The organism is Rhizobacter sp. P5_C2, assembly GCF_054049715.1.
Map to the genome: position 1 here is coordinate 17,953 of NZ_JBFULV010000038.1, position 14,471 is coordinate 32,423.

At 67.7% G+C, this 14,471-nt stretch carries 13 protein-coding genes and 1 tRNA gene; 8 read left to right on the forward strand and 6 right to left on the reverse strand.

What is annotated here, in order from left to right:
• Positions 1-190: 190 nt before the first annotated feature.
• The gene (gene ppc / locus ACXJLU_RS15810; protein WP_457332489.1) at positions 191-3,037 is read right to left on the reverse strand and encodes a phosphoenolpyruvate carboxylase; all 2,847 of its coding nucleotides are present in this window, start codon (positions 3,035-3,037) and stop codon (positions 191-193) included.
• 117 nt (positions 3,038-3,154) lie between these two features.
• On the opposite strand from ppc, the gene hemC reads away from it, so the two are divergent.
• From hemC to ACXJLU_RS15835, 5 genes are all read left to right on the forward strand, one after another.
• Entirely contained in the window at positions 3,155-4,093 is a 939-nt protein-coding gene (gene hemC, locus ACXJLU_RS15815) for a hydroxymethylbilane synthase (protein WP_457332491.1), read from the forward strand.
• Positions 4,071-4,859, forward strand: a complete 789-nt coding sequence (locus ACXJLU_RS15820; protein WP_457332610.1) for a uroporphyrinogen-III synthase — start codon at positions 4,071-4,073, stop codon at positions 4,857-4,859. The genes hemC and ACXJLU_RS15820 overlap by 23 nt, the downstream gene beginning before the upstream one ends.
• The gene (locus ACXJLU_RS15825) at positions 4,856-5,995 is read left to right on the forward strand and encodes a uroporphyrinogen-III C-methyltransferase (RefSeq protein WP_457332493.1); all 1,140 of its coding nucleotides are present in this window, start codon (positions 4,856-4,858) and stop codon (positions 5,993-5,995) included. Before ACXJLU_RS15820 ends, ACXJLU_RS15825 begins: the two co-directional genes overlap by 4 nt.
• A gap of 19 nt (positions 5,996-6,014) precedes the next feature.
• Positions 6,015-7,268 carry a heme biosynthesis HemY N-terminal domain-containing protein gene (locus ACXJLU_RS15830; protein ID WP_457332494.1) on the forward strand — a complete coding sequence of 418 codons (1,254 nt, stop codon included), beginning with the start codon at positions 6,015-6,017 and terminating at the stop codon, positions 7,266-7,268.
• A gap of 27 nt (positions 7,269-7,295) precedes the next feature.
• Positions 7,296-7,372, forward strand: a tRNA-Arg gene (locus ACXJLU_RS15835).
• Positions 7,373-7,412: 40 nt separating this feature from the next.
• Here the strand turns inward: ACXJLU_RS15835 and ACXJLU_RS15840 are convergent.
• Positions 7,413-7,853: a tyrosine-type recombinase/integrase gene (locus ACXJLU_RS15840; RefSeq protein ID WP_457332496.1), complete on the reverse strand. Its 441-nt coding sequence runs from the start codon at positions 7,851-7,853 to the stop codon at positions 7,413-7,415.
• Positions 7,854-7,882: 29 nt separating this feature from the next.
• Here ACXJLU_RS15840 and ACXJLU_RS15845 point away from each other — a divergent pair, with 29 nt between their 5' ends.
• The gene (locus tag ACXJLU_RS15845) at positions 7,883-8,053 is read left to right on the forward strand and encodes a Mor transcription activator family protein (RefSeq protein ID WP_457332498.1); all 171 of its coding nucleotides are present in this window, start codon (positions 7,883-7,885) and stop codon (positions 8,051-8,053) included.
• A 153-nt stretch (positions 8,054-8,206) separates the two neighbouring features.
• On the opposite strand, the gene ACXJLU_RS15850 is transcribed toward ACXJLU_RS15845, so the two are convergent.
• From ACXJLU_RS15850 to ACXJLU_RS15860, 3 genes are all read right to left on the reverse strand, one after another.
• Positions 8,207-8,875: a response regulator transcription factor gene (locus ACXJLU_RS15850; RefSeq protein WP_457332500.1), complete on the reverse strand. Its 669-nt coding sequence runs from the start codon at positions 8,873-8,875 to the stop codon at positions 8,207-8,209.
• Positions 8,872-11,319 carry a PAS domain-containing sensor histidine kinase gene (locus ACXJLU_RS15855; RefSeq protein ID WP_457332502.1) on the reverse strand — a complete coding sequence of 816 codons (2,448 nt, stop codon included), beginning with the start codon at positions 11,317-11,319 and terminating at the stop codon, positions 8,872-8,874. Before ACXJLU_RS15855 ends, ACXJLU_RS15850 begins: the two co-directional genes overlap by 4 nt.
• Before the next feature lie 277 nt (positions 11,320-11,596).
• Positions 11,597-12,571 carry an alpha/beta fold hydrolase gene (locus tag ACXJLU_RS15860; protein WP_457332504.1) on the reverse strand — a complete coding sequence of 325 codons (975 nt, stop codon included), beginning with the start codon at positions 12,569-12,571 and terminating at the stop codon, positions 11,597-11,599.
• Between the two features lie 183 nt (positions 12,572-12,754).
• Here ACXJLU_RS15860 and ACXJLU_RS15865 point away from each other — a divergent pair, with 183 nt between their 5' ends.
• Together ACXJLU_RS15865 and ACXJLU_RS15870 are read left to right on the forward strand one after the other, a co-directional pair.
• Entirely contained in the window at positions 12,755-13,501 is a 747-nt protein-coding gene (locus ACXJLU_RS15865) for a response regulator transcription factor (RefSeq protein WP_457332506.1), read from the forward strand.
• Complete coding sequence (locus ACXJLU_RS15870; RefSeq protein WP_457332508.1) at positions 13,480-13,935, forward strand: DoxX family protein; 456 nt, start codon at positions 13,480-13,482, stop codon at positions 13,933-13,935. The genes ACXJLU_RS15865 and ACXJLU_RS15870 overlap by 22 nt, the downstream gene beginning before the upstream one ends.
• On the opposite strand, the gene ACXJLU_RS15875 is transcribed toward ACXJLU_RS15870, so the two are convergent.
• On the reverse strand, positions 13,905-14,372 hold the full coding sequence (locus ACXJLU_RS15875) for a nuclear transport factor 2 family protein (protein WP_457332510.1): 468 nt from the start codon (positions 14,370-14,372) through the stop codon (positions 13,905-13,907). The two genes, ACXJLU_RS15870 and ACXJLU_RS15875, sit on opposite strands and share 31 nt — an antisense overlap.
• Between the last annotated feature and the right edge of the window lie 99 nt (positions 14,373-14,471).

The following is a 14,471-nucleotide window of genomic DNA, read 5'->3' on the forward strand; positions in this document are numbered from 1 at the left end:
TAGGACTGAGCTTGGCGAAGGCCCTGCGCGCTTCGGGCTCAACCCTTCGACGGACGGGCCCTCGACAAGCTCGGTCCCTGCTCAGGCCCTTCGGCAAGCTCAGGACGATCGGGCCCTTCGACAGGCTCAGGGCGAACGGGTTTTGTGCAGCTTCTTGAGAGGCATGACGCCGTCGATCTCATCCCAAAGCTCACCCCGTGTTGCGCAACCCCGCCGCCACCCCATTGATGGAGATGTGGATCCCGCGCTGCACCCGCTCGTTCGCCGGATCGCCCTCGCGCCGCTGGCGGTAGCGCCGCATCAGCTCGACCTGCAGGTGGTTCAGCGGATCGAGGTACGGGAAGCGGTGCTCGATCGAGCGCGCGAGCGACGGGTTCGACGCGAGCCGATGCTTCTCGCCGGTGATCAACGACACCGCGTCGCTGGTGCGCTGCCACTCGGCCTGGATCAGCCCGAAGATCTTCCGGCCCAGCTTCTTGTCCTCGACCAGGTCGACATAGCGCGCCGCGATGCCGAGGTCGCTCTTGGCCAGCACCATGTCCAGGTTCGACAGCAGCGTGCGGAAGAACGGCCACTGCTTGTGCATGCGCTGCAGCAGCACCAGCCGCTCCTTGCGCTCGGCCGGCACCTTGCCGAGAAAGGCCTCGATCGCCGAACCGAAACCGCACCAGCCCGGCAGCGCGACGCGGCACTGCCCCCAGCTGAAGCTCCACGGGATCGCGCGCAGGTCCTCGATCGCGCGGGTGGCCTTGCGCGACGCCGGGCGCGAGCCGATGTTCAACTCGGCGATCTCGCGGATCGGCGTGGCCGAGAAGAAGTAGTCGGTGAAGCCCGGGGTCTCGTAGACCAGCTTGCGGTAGGCCGCCATGCTGGCCTCGCTGATCGCCGCGGCGGCGTCCAGGAAGCTCTTCGGCGCGCTCTTGGTCGGGTGCAGCAGCGTCGCCTCGAGCGTCGCGGCCACCAGCGTCTCGAGGTTGCGCCGGCCGATCTCCGGGTGCGCGTATTTCGACGAGATCACCTCGCCCTGTTCGGTCAGCCGGATCTGGCCGTTCACCGTGCCCGGCGGCTGCGCCAGGATCGCCTGGTAGCTCGGGCCGCCGCCCCGTCCCACGGTACCGCCGCGGCCATGGAACAGGCGCAGCGTGATGCCGTGCTGCTCGCCCAGCTTGCCGAACAGCTCGACCAGCGCGATCTCGGTGCGGTACAGCTCCCAGTTGCTGGTAAACGAGCCGCCGTCCTTGTTGCTGTCGCTGTAGCCGAGCATCACGTCCTGCTCGCGGCCGGAGCGCTTGATCAGGTCGGCGATGCCCGGCAGCGCGTAGTAGTCGCGCATGATCGGCTCGGCGTTGCGCAGGTCGCCGATGGTCTCGAACAGCGGCGAGACGATCAGCTGGCACACGGCGCCGTCATCCAGCGTGCCGTGCATCAGCCCGGTCTCCTTCTGCAGCAGCAGCACCTCCAGCAGGTCGCTCACGTCTTCGGTGTGCGAAATGATGTAGTGGCGCAGCGCCTCGCGGCCGTAGCGGTCGAGCATCTTCAGCGCCGCCTCGAAGATCGCCAGTTCGCCAACGCTGTGCTCCGAGTACGCCGCGCCGTGCACGCGCAGCGGACGCGCGTCGTTCAGCAGCTTCATCAGCAGCGTGCGACGCGCGGGCTCGTCGAGCAAGGGGTAGTCGGCCTCGATCTTCGCGGTCTTCAGCAGCTCGGCGACCACCGCCTCGTGCTTGTCCGAACTCTGGCGCAGGTCGACAGTGGCCAGGTGGAAGCCGAACACCTGCACCGCGCGCATCAGCGGCCGAAGGCGTGGCGCGATCAGCGCATCGGCATGGTGCGAGCGCAGCGAGGTCTCGATCACCTTCAGGTCGGCCCCGAAATCGTCGCTGCGCCGGTACGGGTCCTGCGGCGCCACCGCATGGCGCAGCGCCTCGGTGCCGGTGAAGGCCTGCAGCGTCGCGGCCAGCCGCGCATACATGCCGATCAGCGCGCGGCGGTAGGGCTCGTCCTCGCGGTGCGCGCTGTGGTCGGGCGAGCGCTCGGCCAGCGCCTGCATCGCGGCCGTCACCGGCGCGAGCGTGGCCGAGATCGACAGTTCCGCCCCCAGCTCGTGCACCTCGGTCAGGTAGAAGCGCAGCACCGTCTCGCTCTGCCGGCGCAGCGCCATCTGCAGCGTCTCGGCGCTGACATTGGGGTTGCCGTCGCGGTCACCGCCGATCCAGTTGCCCATGCGGAAGAACGGCGCGATCGGGTGGCCGGGCAGCGCTTCCTCGATCTCCTGGTAGAGCTTCGGGATCTGGCGCAGGAAGGTGGCCTGGTAGTAGCTGAGCGCGTTCTCGATCTCGTCGGCCACCGTCAGCTTGGTGTAGCGCAGCATGCGCGTCTGCCACAGCTGCGTGACGCGGGCGCGCAGCAGCGCCTCGTTGTCGGCCAGCTCGCGCGCGCTGCGCAGCTCGTCGCGCTGGCCCACCAGCTCGGCGATGGCGCGCTCGGCGTCGAGGATGCTCTTGCGCTGCACCTCGGTGGGATGGGCCGTCAGCACCGGCGAGATGAAGGCGCGCTGCAGCACGCCGGCGATGTCGGCCGCGCGCACGTCGGCCTCGGCCAGGCGCTCGAAGCTCATCGCGAGCGAGCCTTCCTGCAGGTGGCCCTGGCGCTCGTGGTGCTCGCGGCGGCGCACGTGGTGGCGGTCTTCGGCGATGTTGGCCAGGTGCGAGAAGTAGCTGAAGGCGCGAATCACGCTGACCGTCTGGTCGCCGCTCAGGCTCTTGAGCAGCCGGTCGAAGGTCTTGCCGGCCTGCGCGTCGCGCTTCAGCCGGTACGCCACCGACAGCTGCCGGATGCGCTCGATCAGGTCGAACGCGCCCTGGCCCTCCTGCTCGCGGATCACGTCGCCGAGGATGCGGCCGAGCAGGCGGATGTCGTCGACCAGCGGGCGGTTCTTGTCGGCGGCCTCGGCAGCGCTCTCGCGGGCCGGCTTGGCCGAGGCCTTGCGGGCAGCAGTGCGGACGGCGGTCTTGGGGGCAGGTGTGGCACGTGGCATCTTTGTCCTCAGGGCCTCGTCGAGGCTGTAACTTGGTTACGAACCGCGATGGTATCAGCGCGGCAACAGGGATCAGCCATACCGTCAGGCAAGAGGTGGGCCTGATAGCATTTGCCGATGTCTTCGCTGCCCGAACCCCTCGTCATCGCCACGCGCGAAAGCCGCCTCGCCCTCTGGCAGGCCGAACATGTGCGCGACCTGCTGCAACAACGCTTCGGGCTGCGCGTCGAGCTGCTCGGCATGACGACCCGCGGTGACCAGATCCTCGACCGCACGCTGTCGAAGGTCGGCGGCAAGGGCCTGTTCGTCAAGGAACTCGAGGCCGCGCTCGAAGACGGCCGTGCGCACCTGGCCGTGCATTCGCTGAAGGACGTGCCGATGGACCTGCCGGACGGCTTCGAGCTGGCCGCGGTGCTGGAGCGCGAGGACCCGCGCGATGCCTTCGTCTCCAACCGGTTCGCGACGCTGGCCGAGCTGCCGCAGGGCGCCTGCGTCGGCACCTCGAGCCTGCGGCGCGTGTCGCAGCTGCTGGCCAGCCGGCCTGACCTGCGCATCGAGCCGCTGCGCGGCAATCTGGACACCCGGCTGCGCAAGCTCGACGACGGCCAGTACGACGCGATCGTGCTCGCCGCGGCCGGGCTGAAGCGGCTGGGCCTCGCGCAGCGCATCCGTTCGGTGTTCGCGGTCGACGAGATGATTCCGGCAGCCGGGCAGGGCGCCCTCGGCATCGAGATCCGCGGCGACCAGCCGGCGCTGCGCGACACGCTGGCGCAACTGAGCGACCGGCCGACCTGGTGGGTGGCCCAGGCGGAGCGCGCGGTGTCGCGCTCGCTGGGCGGCAGCTGCAGCATGCCGCTGGCCGCGCATGCGGTGTGGGATGGCGCGCAGCTGCGCATCACCGCCGCGCTCGGCCATGTCGACGACCCGGCGCGCCCGCTGCTGTACACGACGGCCGCGGCCGTGGTGGCCGACGATGGCGCGGCCCGTGGTCTGGGCGAACTCGCCGCGGCGCAACTGAGGTCTGCGGGTGCCGATGCCTACCTCGGCACCGGCTGACGTCGATTCGCCGCTGCGCGTGCTGGTCACGCGGCCTGCGGCCCAGGCGCGCGAGTGGGTCGACGGGCTGCGCGCGGCCGGGCTCGATGCGCAGGCCCTGCCGCTGATCGACATCCGGCCGATCGACGATCCCGCTGCGCTGCACGCCGCCTGGCACGGGCTGGCGGAGGTCGGGCTCGTGATGTTCGTGAGCCCGAATGCGGCCGAGCAGTTCTTCGCGCATCGCCCGCCTGGGGCCGTGTGGCCGGCGGCGCTGCAGGCCGCTTCGCCGGGCCCGGGCACGACGCGCGTGCTGCGTGCGCTGGGCGTGGCGCAGGTCGTCGAGCCGGCGGCCGATGCGCTGCAGTTCGATTCGGAGGCGCTGTGGGCGCAGCTGCGCAGGCAGGCCTGGACGGGGCGCCGCGTGCTGATGGTGCGGGGCACCAGCGGGCGCGACTGGCTGGCCGATCGCCTTCGCGAGCAGGGCGCCGAGGTGTCGCTGGTGTGCGCCTATGGCCGCAGCGCGCCGGTGTTCGACGACGCCGGCAGCGCGCTGCTGCAGGCCGCGCTCGACCGCCCGGCGCGGCATCTGTGGTTCTTCAGCAGCTCCGAAGCGGTCGACCACCTGGAGGCCCTGGTGCCGTCGGCGAGCTGGGCCGCGGCCCGCGCGCTCGCGACGCACCCGCGGATCGCCGCCCGCGCGCGGGCCCTCGGCCTCGGGCAGGTGCTCGAATCCCGGCCGTCTCTCGCGGAAGTGGTGGCCTGCATACAATCGATCGCATCGTGACCGACCCCGTCTCCTCTCCGAACGCCCTCACCGAGCCGGTGCAGACAGCATCCACGCCGGCCGTGGCCGTGCGCCGCCTGCCCGGCTGGCTCGCGCCGGCGGTGCTCGCGCTGCTGGTGCTGCTGATCGTCATCGCGCTGGTGCAGGCCTGGTCGGCGCAGCAGCGGGTGCGCACGCTTGAACAAGAACTGGTGCGCCGCCAGCAAGACAGCGGCCGGCTGTCCGGCGAGGCGCAATTGATGGCGCGCCAGGCCCAGGAGGTCGCACGCGACAGTGCGGCCAAGGTCGCGCTGCTCGAGGCCAAGCTGTCCGAGGTCGCGATCCAGCGCAGCCAGCTCGAGGACCTGATCCAGTCGCTGTCGCGATCGCGCGACGAGAACGTGCTGGTCGACATCGACGCCGGCCTGCGCGTCGCGCAGCAACAGGCGGCGATCACCGGCAGCGCCGAACCGCTGGTGGCCGCGCTGAAGCAGGCCGACGAACGCCTGGCCCGCTACAGCCAGCCGCGGCTCGACGGCGTGCGCCGCGCGATCGCGCGCGACATCGACCGCGTCAGGTCGGTCGGCGTGGCCGACATCGGCGGGCTGTCGATCAAGGTCGACGAGGTGGTGCGGCTGGTCGACGAACTGCCCTTGCTGTCGCAGGCCGAGCCGCGGCGCGAGACACCCAAGCCGGCGGCCTCGGCGGCTTCGGTGCCGCGTCCGAGCGCGCGCAGCGCCTCGCCGGTGGGCAGCACGCCGACGCCGGTGGGCGGCGGGCTGGCCGAACTGTCCGATCGCCTGGGCGCTCTGTTCGACCGCGTCTGGGGTGAGACCCGCTCGCTGGTGCGCGTGAGCCGCGTCGACAACCCGGACGCGATGTGGCTGGCGCCCGAGCAGGCCTTCTTCCTGCGCGAGAACCTGAAGCTGCGGCTGCTGAATGCGCGGCTGGCGGTGCTGAGCCGGCAGTTCGATGCGGCGCAGACCGACCTGCTGAGCGCCCAGCAGGCGCTGGAGCGCTACTTCGACCGCAGCTCGCGCCGCACGACGGTGGCGCTCGAGCTGGTGAAGCAGGTGGCGGCCGGCGCGCGCCAGGTGGTGCTGCCGCGTCCCGACGACACGCTCGCGGCGCTGGCCACCGCGACGGCCGGACGTTGACCTGAATCCCCCGCTGCCGATGCGTGCTGTCATCTGGTTCGTGCTGTTGTTCGTGCTGGCGGTGGTCAGCGCGTCGGTGCTCGGCACCAACGACGGCCTCGCCTCGTTCTACTGGGGCTCATGGCGGCTCGACGTCTCGCTGAACCTGTTCCTGATCGCGCTGGTGGCGACCTGCTTCGCGCTGGTCGCGGTGATCCAGGCGATCAATGCGCTGATCGGGCTGCCGAGAAGGGCGCATGAATGGCGCGTCGCGCGCCGCGACCGCACCGCGCAGGCGGCGCTGCGCGATGCGCTGTCGCAGTACTTCGGCGGGCGCTACAGCCGGGCGCAGAAATCGGCGCAGCGCGCGCTGCTGATCCAGAGCGACACGCCCGACCTGGTGCAGGACAACGAATTCACCGTGCTCGGCCACCTGCTGGCCGCCGGCAGCCTGCACAAGCTGCAGGATCGCGCGCATCGCGACGAGCAACTGCGCCTGGCGCTCGACCTGTCGAGCCGCAGCGGCCTCGCGCGGCCGGCCGAAGAAGGTGCGCGCCTGCTGGCGGCCGAATGGGCGCTCGACGACCGCGATGCGGCGCGCGCGCTCGAACTGCTGGGCGAGTTGCCGCCGGGGGTCGCGCGCCGCACGCATGCGCTGCGGCTGCGCCTGCAGGCCACGCGCCTCGCGCGCCAGCCGCACGAGGCGCTGAAGACCGCGCGGCTGCTGGCCAAGCACCAGGCCTTCTCGAAGGAGGCGGCGCAGGGGCTGCTGCGCTCGCTCGCGTTCGAATCGCTCGATGGCGCGCGCGATGCCGACCAGGTGCGGCGCGTGTGGCTGTCGCTCGAGGCGGTCGACCGGCGCGACCCGTTCGTCGCGGCGCGCACCGCGACGCGGCTGTCGAAGTTCGGCGCGCAGGCCGACGCGCGCAATGCGCTGCGGCCGTTCTGGGAGCGGCTGGGCGAACTCGGCATCGACGAGCGCTGTGCGCTGGCCGAGGCGCTGGTCGCGTCGATCGACGGCATCGGCGCCGATTGGCTGCCGCGGCTGGAAGCTTCTCTGCAGGCGTTCCCGCGCGAGCCGGCGCTCGCGCATGCGGTGGGCCGGGCGCTGGCGCAGCGCGAGCTGTGGGGCAAGGCGCGGCTGCTGCTGCAGCAGGCCGCCGATGCCGAAGAGTTGCCGATGGCCGCGCGCCGCGACGCCTGGGTGCTGCTCGCGCACCTGGCCGAGCAGCAGGGCGATGTCGAGCGCACCGCCGATTGCTATCGACACGCCGCAACGCTGGCGGAGATCTGAAAAAGTCGTGCTACACTGCGAGGCTCAGCGGCTGTAGCTCAGTTGGATAGAGTACTTGGCTACGAACCAAGGGGTCGTGGGTTCGAATCCTGCCAGCCGCACCAAAAAACAAGAAATGATTCAACGCCTTAGAGGTTCACGCCTCTAGGGCGTTTTTTCTTGCCGGGGGACTTTTGGGGGAGTGGCCGTCGCGCGAGCCGCCTCCTGCTCCATCCGCAGCGTGGCCAGGCTCTTGTTCCAGCGGCCCGAATCCTCCTTGATCTTCTCCAGCGCCGCGTGAAGCTCCACGACCTGAGCCATGCTGTAGTGATGCGTCATCGAGCGGCTTGAGTGCCAGAAGATGTCGCTGCAGGTCGCCTCGGATACGCCAGCCTCACGCAGCCGCATGCCAGTGGTGTGACGGAGGTCGTGAACGTGCAAATCTCCAAGTCCGGCCTTCTTCCGTGCTCGCTGCGACGCCGTGTTGTTCATGGTTCCCAACCCCGTCCCGATGCCCACGAGATCAAGGCCGATGCCGCCACGCAGTGGGTGCTCGACATGACCGAGATCCGGCGCGATGTCTTGCCTTCCAGGAGCCGTGGGCAAGTGCCATCGCGCACGAGATCGTGCAGGGCATGCGCGCGCGGTTTGGTGGTGACGATGTCTACGTGCTGGCGCCAGACAAGTCGGCGCGAGACGAGCGCGTGCGGGAGATGTTCAACGGCAGGAACATCAAGCAGCTGATGCAGCTGTTCGGACTAGCGCGGTCCACGGTTTACCGGATCGTCGGTCAGCGAGGGCAGTAGCGTCAGCAGAACACGAGTCTGGGTTCGCATTTCTAAGTGACCTGTCTAGGCTATCGCATGTTCGGCCGGAACAATGGCCTGCCACACCGCCGGGATCTCGGCCCCTCTTGTCTCAAAGAGGCAGGTCCAGGCAACGCAGCAAAGCACCAAGTGCTACTGGCGTCCGACGGTGCCGGCCTCAACTCCCCGATCATTGCCACATCGGCCGATCAAGTCCGCCATCCTGACGAGTTCCGGGACCGAGGCCGCCTTCATTTTGCGCATGACCTGACCGCGATGGAGCTTTACGGTAGCTTCGGTGACATTGACTCTTTCGGCAATCTGCTTGTTCAGCAGCCCGGCGGTGACGAGTGCCATGACTTGGCGCTCGCGTTCTGTGAGCAGAGCGTGTCTTGAACGCAGTGCCGCGACGCGCTCGACGTCACCACGCCTTTGGGTCGTCAGCTTGATGGCGCGATTGACCGCATCCAGCAGGTCCTGCTCGCGCACCGGCTTGGTGAGGACATCGACCGCACCTGCCTTCATTGCTCGCACGGCCATCTCTACGTCGACGTGGCCACTGATGAGTACGACCGACTGCGCAGCGCCGCTTCGCGCCAGCGCCTCTTGGAATTCAAGACCGCTTTGCCCGGGCAGCCGGATGTCGAGCACGATGCAGGACGGTCCGTGGGGTGGCTCGGCGGCCAGGAAGGCTTGCACGGAGCCATAGGTTCTAGTCAGGAGCCCAACCGATTCGAAGAGGCCGCGCAGCGCCTCGCACACGCTGGTGTCATCATCGATCACGACGACGGTCGCCGGCTGGTCGTCCGGATGCTTGATCATCGAGCCGCTCCCGCAGCCAGGGGAACGGTGAAGCTGAAGGTGCTGCCGCGCGGAGAATGGTTCGAGGCAGAGATCGATCCCCCATGGGCCTCGACGATGGACCGGCAGATCGACAAGCCCATGCCGATGCCTCCCGCCTTGGTGCTGAAGAAGGCTTCGAAGATCCGATCCATGTGATCCTGCTCGAGGCCCGTGCCCGTGTCCTGAACGCTGACCCGGGCGAACCTGTCGGGGCCGGCCGCACTGCGGATCGTCAGTTGCCCACCCATCCGTACTCCAACCGCGTCGGGCTCGGTCATCGCCTCCACGCTGTTCATCACCAGATTCAGCAGCACCTGCTGCAGCTGCGTGCGATCGCCGAGCACGATCGGGGCCTCAGGTCCGGCCTGGAAACTCGCATCGATGCCGCGGCGCCGAAACTCGCCGTTCAACACCAGCAGCACCTCCCGGATCGCTTCGTGCAGATCGGTCGGCGTCATCCGCGTGGGTTCCTTGCGCGCCAATGCGCGAATGCTTGCGACGATCTCCCCGGCGCGATGCCCGTCCCGGACAACGCGTTCGGCGGCCTGCCGCGCGCGAACCGCGTCGAACTGCTTCTCATCGAGCCAGCGCAGGCAGGTCCCCGCGTTGGTGACGATCGCCATCAGCGGCTGGTTGACCTCGTGCGCGATCGAAACCGCCAATTCGCCCAAGGTGGTAACTCGCGAGACCCGGGCAAGCTCACTCTGGCTGCGGCGCAGTTCCTCTTCGGCGCGCTTGCGGTCTTCGATCTCGATGAGCGCGCCGTACCATTTCACGACAGCGCCGTGGGCGTCCAGTAGCGGGCACTGCCGCAAGGTGAACCATCGGTACTCGCCGTCCGCACGCAGAATGCGCGCGTCGACTTCCTCGCCGCGCTTGCTGGAACGTACGCGATCCCAGATGCTGCGCATCGCCTCAAGATCGTCCGGGTGGAAGATGCGGTAGAAGCCTTCGTCCATCACGTCTTCGAATCGAAGACCGCAGAAGTCGAGCAGGTTCTTGCTCCAGAAGTCGACCTCGCCATCTGCCGTGGCCGACCACGCCATCGCGGGAATCGTGTCGATGATCAACTTGAGCCGGTGCTCGCTCGCCTTGAGTGCATCCTCGGCGCGCTGCAGTTCTTCGAACTCCACGTTCGCGCCGACCCAGCGCACCACGCCGTTCGCATCGGTGATCTTCTGCCCGGCGAAATAGAACCAGCGGTACTCCCCATCGAATCGCCGGATGCGTCCCTTCAGGCCCAACTGGTCCTTCGTCGCGAGGCAGTCCTTCCAGATGTCCACCATGCCTTCCACATCGTCGGGATGGTAGAAGTCGAGGAAGCCCCACTCGAGGATCTGTTCGGGTTCGACGCCGACATAGGCGGCCCACTGTCGGTTCACGAATTCAGCCGAGCCATCCGGTCGGGCCACCCATGCGAGCACCGGAAGCGAGTCGATGATGAGGCGAAGGTTCTGCTCGCTGGCGAGAAGTGCCGACCTGGCTTCCTCCAGGGCGTTTTCGGCGCGCTTGCGGTCTTCGATGTCCAGCACGACGCCGTACCACTTCACGACCTTGCCCTGCGAGTTCAGCAGGGGGTTCTGCCGCAGCGTGCACCATCGGTAGTGGCCATCGGCACGCCGGAGCCTGCCTTCGACTTCCCGCGAGCGCTTCGACGCCATGATGTCCTGCCAGGTGGACAGCAGTGCGGCCACGTCGTCCGGATGAAAGATGCGATAGAAGCCAAGCCCGAGGATCTCGTCGGCAGGCAGCCCGACGAAGTCCACGAAATGCTGGTTGCAAAAATCCAGCATGCCGTCCGAAGTCGCCGACCATGCGATGGCCGGGATGGTGTTGATGATGAGGTTGAGCCGCCATTCGCTTTCTGCGAGCGCCTCGCCCGTGGGCTTCTCGACGCGTGTATCAGCAGGCGGCCTGCGGTCGGTGAGCTCGCGGACCTCGCGGCACGCGAGGCTCGCCTGGGTCGCCGCGATCTTCAGGCGCAGCGACTCGAGACGTTGTGGAAACCCCGCTCGCCGGGAGCCTGTCACCAGCACGCCCATGCCGGCGATGTCGCCCATCGCCACGGCCACGACGGATAGCACGTCGCTGCCGAGCGGCAGGGTTGATGGCCCGAGCTGCGGGTTGTCTGCAAGCCATTCATCGACCGAACGCCGGATGGTTTCGGGATCGTGCGCGGTTGCGGGCGTCTTGCCGGTGCGCAGGAAGATGTGCACCGTCTCGCTGAAGCGCAGTCCGGCGAAGTCCAGGTCCAGCATGTCGACCAACGTCTCCAGGACGTCTTCGACGATGGAGGTCGGGTCAAGTCCCTGCCACGTCGCAGGCAGGTGGGTCAGGTGCTCGATGTCGTCGTGGCACTGCTGCAGCTGCTGCTCTTCGGCGGCCGCACGGGAAGGCGATGTGATGTGGGCGTGTGCACTCATGGCTCGACTGCGAGCGATGAGCATACCGCGCCGAAGGTGGGCATGAACCTCGACCAAGGTCGAGGAGCTTGCGACTTTCCGCGAGGGCAGGACGACCAACGGCCAATCCCGCGAACCCCGATCGTGGATTCTCGGCAGAGACGCTCGCGATTCGGACCCGGGCAACGACCTCCAGCCAGCGATCGTCGATCAAAGGAGGATTGAGCGCGTGCAGCGCAGGGGAATAGGCTTCAGTGGCCGGACCAATGACCCTCTACGACGCGAGGCACGCATGCACCTATCGATCAACGAACATCTTCCGGATCTCTTGGGAGATCGGGAGCACGTCTTCTTCGAGCGCGAAGTGCCCCGTGTCGAGAAAGCGCAGTCGCGCGCTGGGAATGTCCCGAAGATAGGCGTGCGCACCCGCAGGAAGAAAGATCGGATCGTTCCTGCCCCACACGATGAGCGTCTTCAGCGGGCGTGTTCGCATGAAGGCTTGCCAGTGCGGGTAGTCGATGACGTTGCTGAAGTAGTCCGACATCAGGCCGATCTGGATTCTCCGGGCGTCGGGGTTCTCGAGGAGCCATGCGTCCAGAGTCCATCCGGTGGGGTCGATGGACGCGAAGTCCCGGCTGCCGGTCCGGTACATGAACATCGTGAAGTCACGGGACACGAGCTGCTCGACCTGCCGGCGCCCTTCCGGGCTGAGGCCCTTCGCACGGGCGCGCATGCCGTCGAGCTGGTCCGCTGCAATGCCTTCGACATACGCGTTGGCGTTCTGGATGATCAGACCCTCGACCGCCGCCGGATTCTTCACGGCCATGCGAAAGCCCACGGGGCCGCCGAAGTCCTGCAGGTAAAGGGTGTAGCGCTGCAATCCAATCTGGGAGGCGAACGCAGCCATCACGTTGGCCAGGTTGTCGAATGTGGGCGTGAACGTCTCGGCAGGTGGGGCCTCGCTGAAGCCCGCGCCCGGGTAGTCGGGTGCCACCAGATGGAAGTCGTTCGAAAGCAGCGGAATCAGCTCCCGGTACATGTGCGAGGAGGAAGGAAAGCCGTGCAGCAGCAGCAGCGTCGGCTTGCGAGGGTCGCCCGCTTCGCGATAGAAGATCCGGATTCCTTTCACGACGGCCGTCCGGTACTGCACGCGCGACGTCTGCGGCGACTCGCCGGCCGATGCGGCGCGACCGGCGTGGCTGACGGTGCACGCGCCGAGGCAGCAGCTCAGGACGGCGGCAGCGAGTGCTCGCCAAAGAAGGTTCGAATGCATGGTTCGCAGCTTTCAGGGTTCGAGATGGCACATCGAACCGAGCCTATCCCGAGGCCATGCGCCATGCGCCCTTCCTGCGGCCTGCATGCAGGTGGCCCGAGGGCGTAGGGCGCGCGCTACCGACTTCCGAGGCATCGAGATTTCACCGCAGTTAACTCGCGCTGGTTGCATCGGAAGACGACCATGCAGAAACCACATGAATGGAGCATTGCGATGTCTTCGAACACACCCACGGTGATAGAGCTGGCCCACGACGATCCCGTCATCGAGGCGGGGTTGCGCTACATCCTCGGCGCATGGCCCGAATTCGAGTTGCGGTCTGCGACCGACCTGGATTGCACAGACCGGGCGCGCAGCGCACCTGCCGACGTGTTTATCCTCGACCACGATAGTGGTGTCCGTAGGGCAGCGAGCCTCCAGGCCGATTGCCGACAGGGCGCCAAGCTGATGGTTGTTGCCATGAAGGGCCAGGAGCTCGACGTGCGAAGCGCGCTGGAAGTGGGCATCCGCGGCTACGTGGTGGTCGGCTGCTCGGCGGACGAGATCGTGAGCGCCGCCCGGGCCGTGGCGGCCGGGCGTCGGTATCTGTGCAGCGCTGCGACGCTTCGCATGGTCGACAGCCTGTCGCGGCAGGCCCTGACCGTGCGAGAGGATGAGGTGCTGGCGCTGGTTCGCCGTGGCCACAACAACAAGGAGGTGGCCCGCTCGCTGGGGATCTCGGTGGGAACGGTCAAGGCACACATGCGAGGGCTTCTGTCGAAGCTTGGTGCGCGATGCAGAACCGAAGCGCTCTGGATCGCGTCGCAGCAGGGATTGGCCCCGCGTCCGTCACGCGCAGCATCCGCTCGACCCTCGGTGGCCGCCCGGATGCCGGCCGCCGAAATGAACAAGTTCCAGGGAGCACTCGAATGTTCACGCTCGACCGTCTGAGCTGGAGGGATTCCCCCCAGGCGCGCGCTCTGCATCGACTCTGCCTGCTGCTGCTGTGCTCGGCTTACATCCAGGGCGGCCTGGAGAAGGCCCTGGATTTCGACGATGCCATCGCGGAGATGACCGCATTCGGCTTGAGGCCTGCGTGGTTGCTCGTGGTGGCGGCCATCGCCATCGAGCTGGCGGGTTCCGTACTGGTGCTTGTCGGCCGCGGGCGCAGCGTCGGCGCGTTGCTGCTCGCAGCCTTTACGCTGGTCGCGACGCTCATCGCGAATCGGTTCTGGGAGGCACAGGGCGTGCCACGCACGATGTTGACGCACGCCTTCTTCGAGCACCTCGGGCTGGCCGGTGCGCTCGTGCTTGTCGCCTGGAACGACCGCCTCGAGCGCGACGCCGGATTTCGTCAGAGTCCGAGGGCGCTCAGGCCAGCGTGATCGTCTGGCCGCCGGCCGAGCGGCCAGAAGAACTTGCGGTCCGATTCCGCGATGGGGAGGTCGTTGATGCAGGCATACCGGTGGGCCATCAGGCCCGCCTCATTGAATTCCCAGTTCTCGTTGCCATAGCTGCGATACCAGTTCATCGAGTCGTCATGCCATTCGTAGGCGAAGCGCACGGCGATCCGATTGGCGTCGAACGCCCAGAGTTCCTTGATCAATCGGTACTCGAACTCGCGCTGCCATTTCCGTTGCAGCAGGGCCTGCGCGGCCGATCGCCCGGTCGCGAATTCCGAGCGATTCCGCCAATGGGTGTCCTCGCTGTAGGCCAGCGCCACGCGTGCCGGATCTCGTGTGTTCCAGCCATCTTCGGCCAAGCGGATCTTCTGGATCGCGGTGTCGCGCGAAAACGGAGGAAGTGGGGGACGTGTTTCCATGGAGGACACCTTGGTGTTGAAGTTTGAGTGGCTCCATCGTCGCCAGTCATTGGGACGCAGGCATCCGGCTGCGGGCTGGATGAACGCTGCACCTAAAGG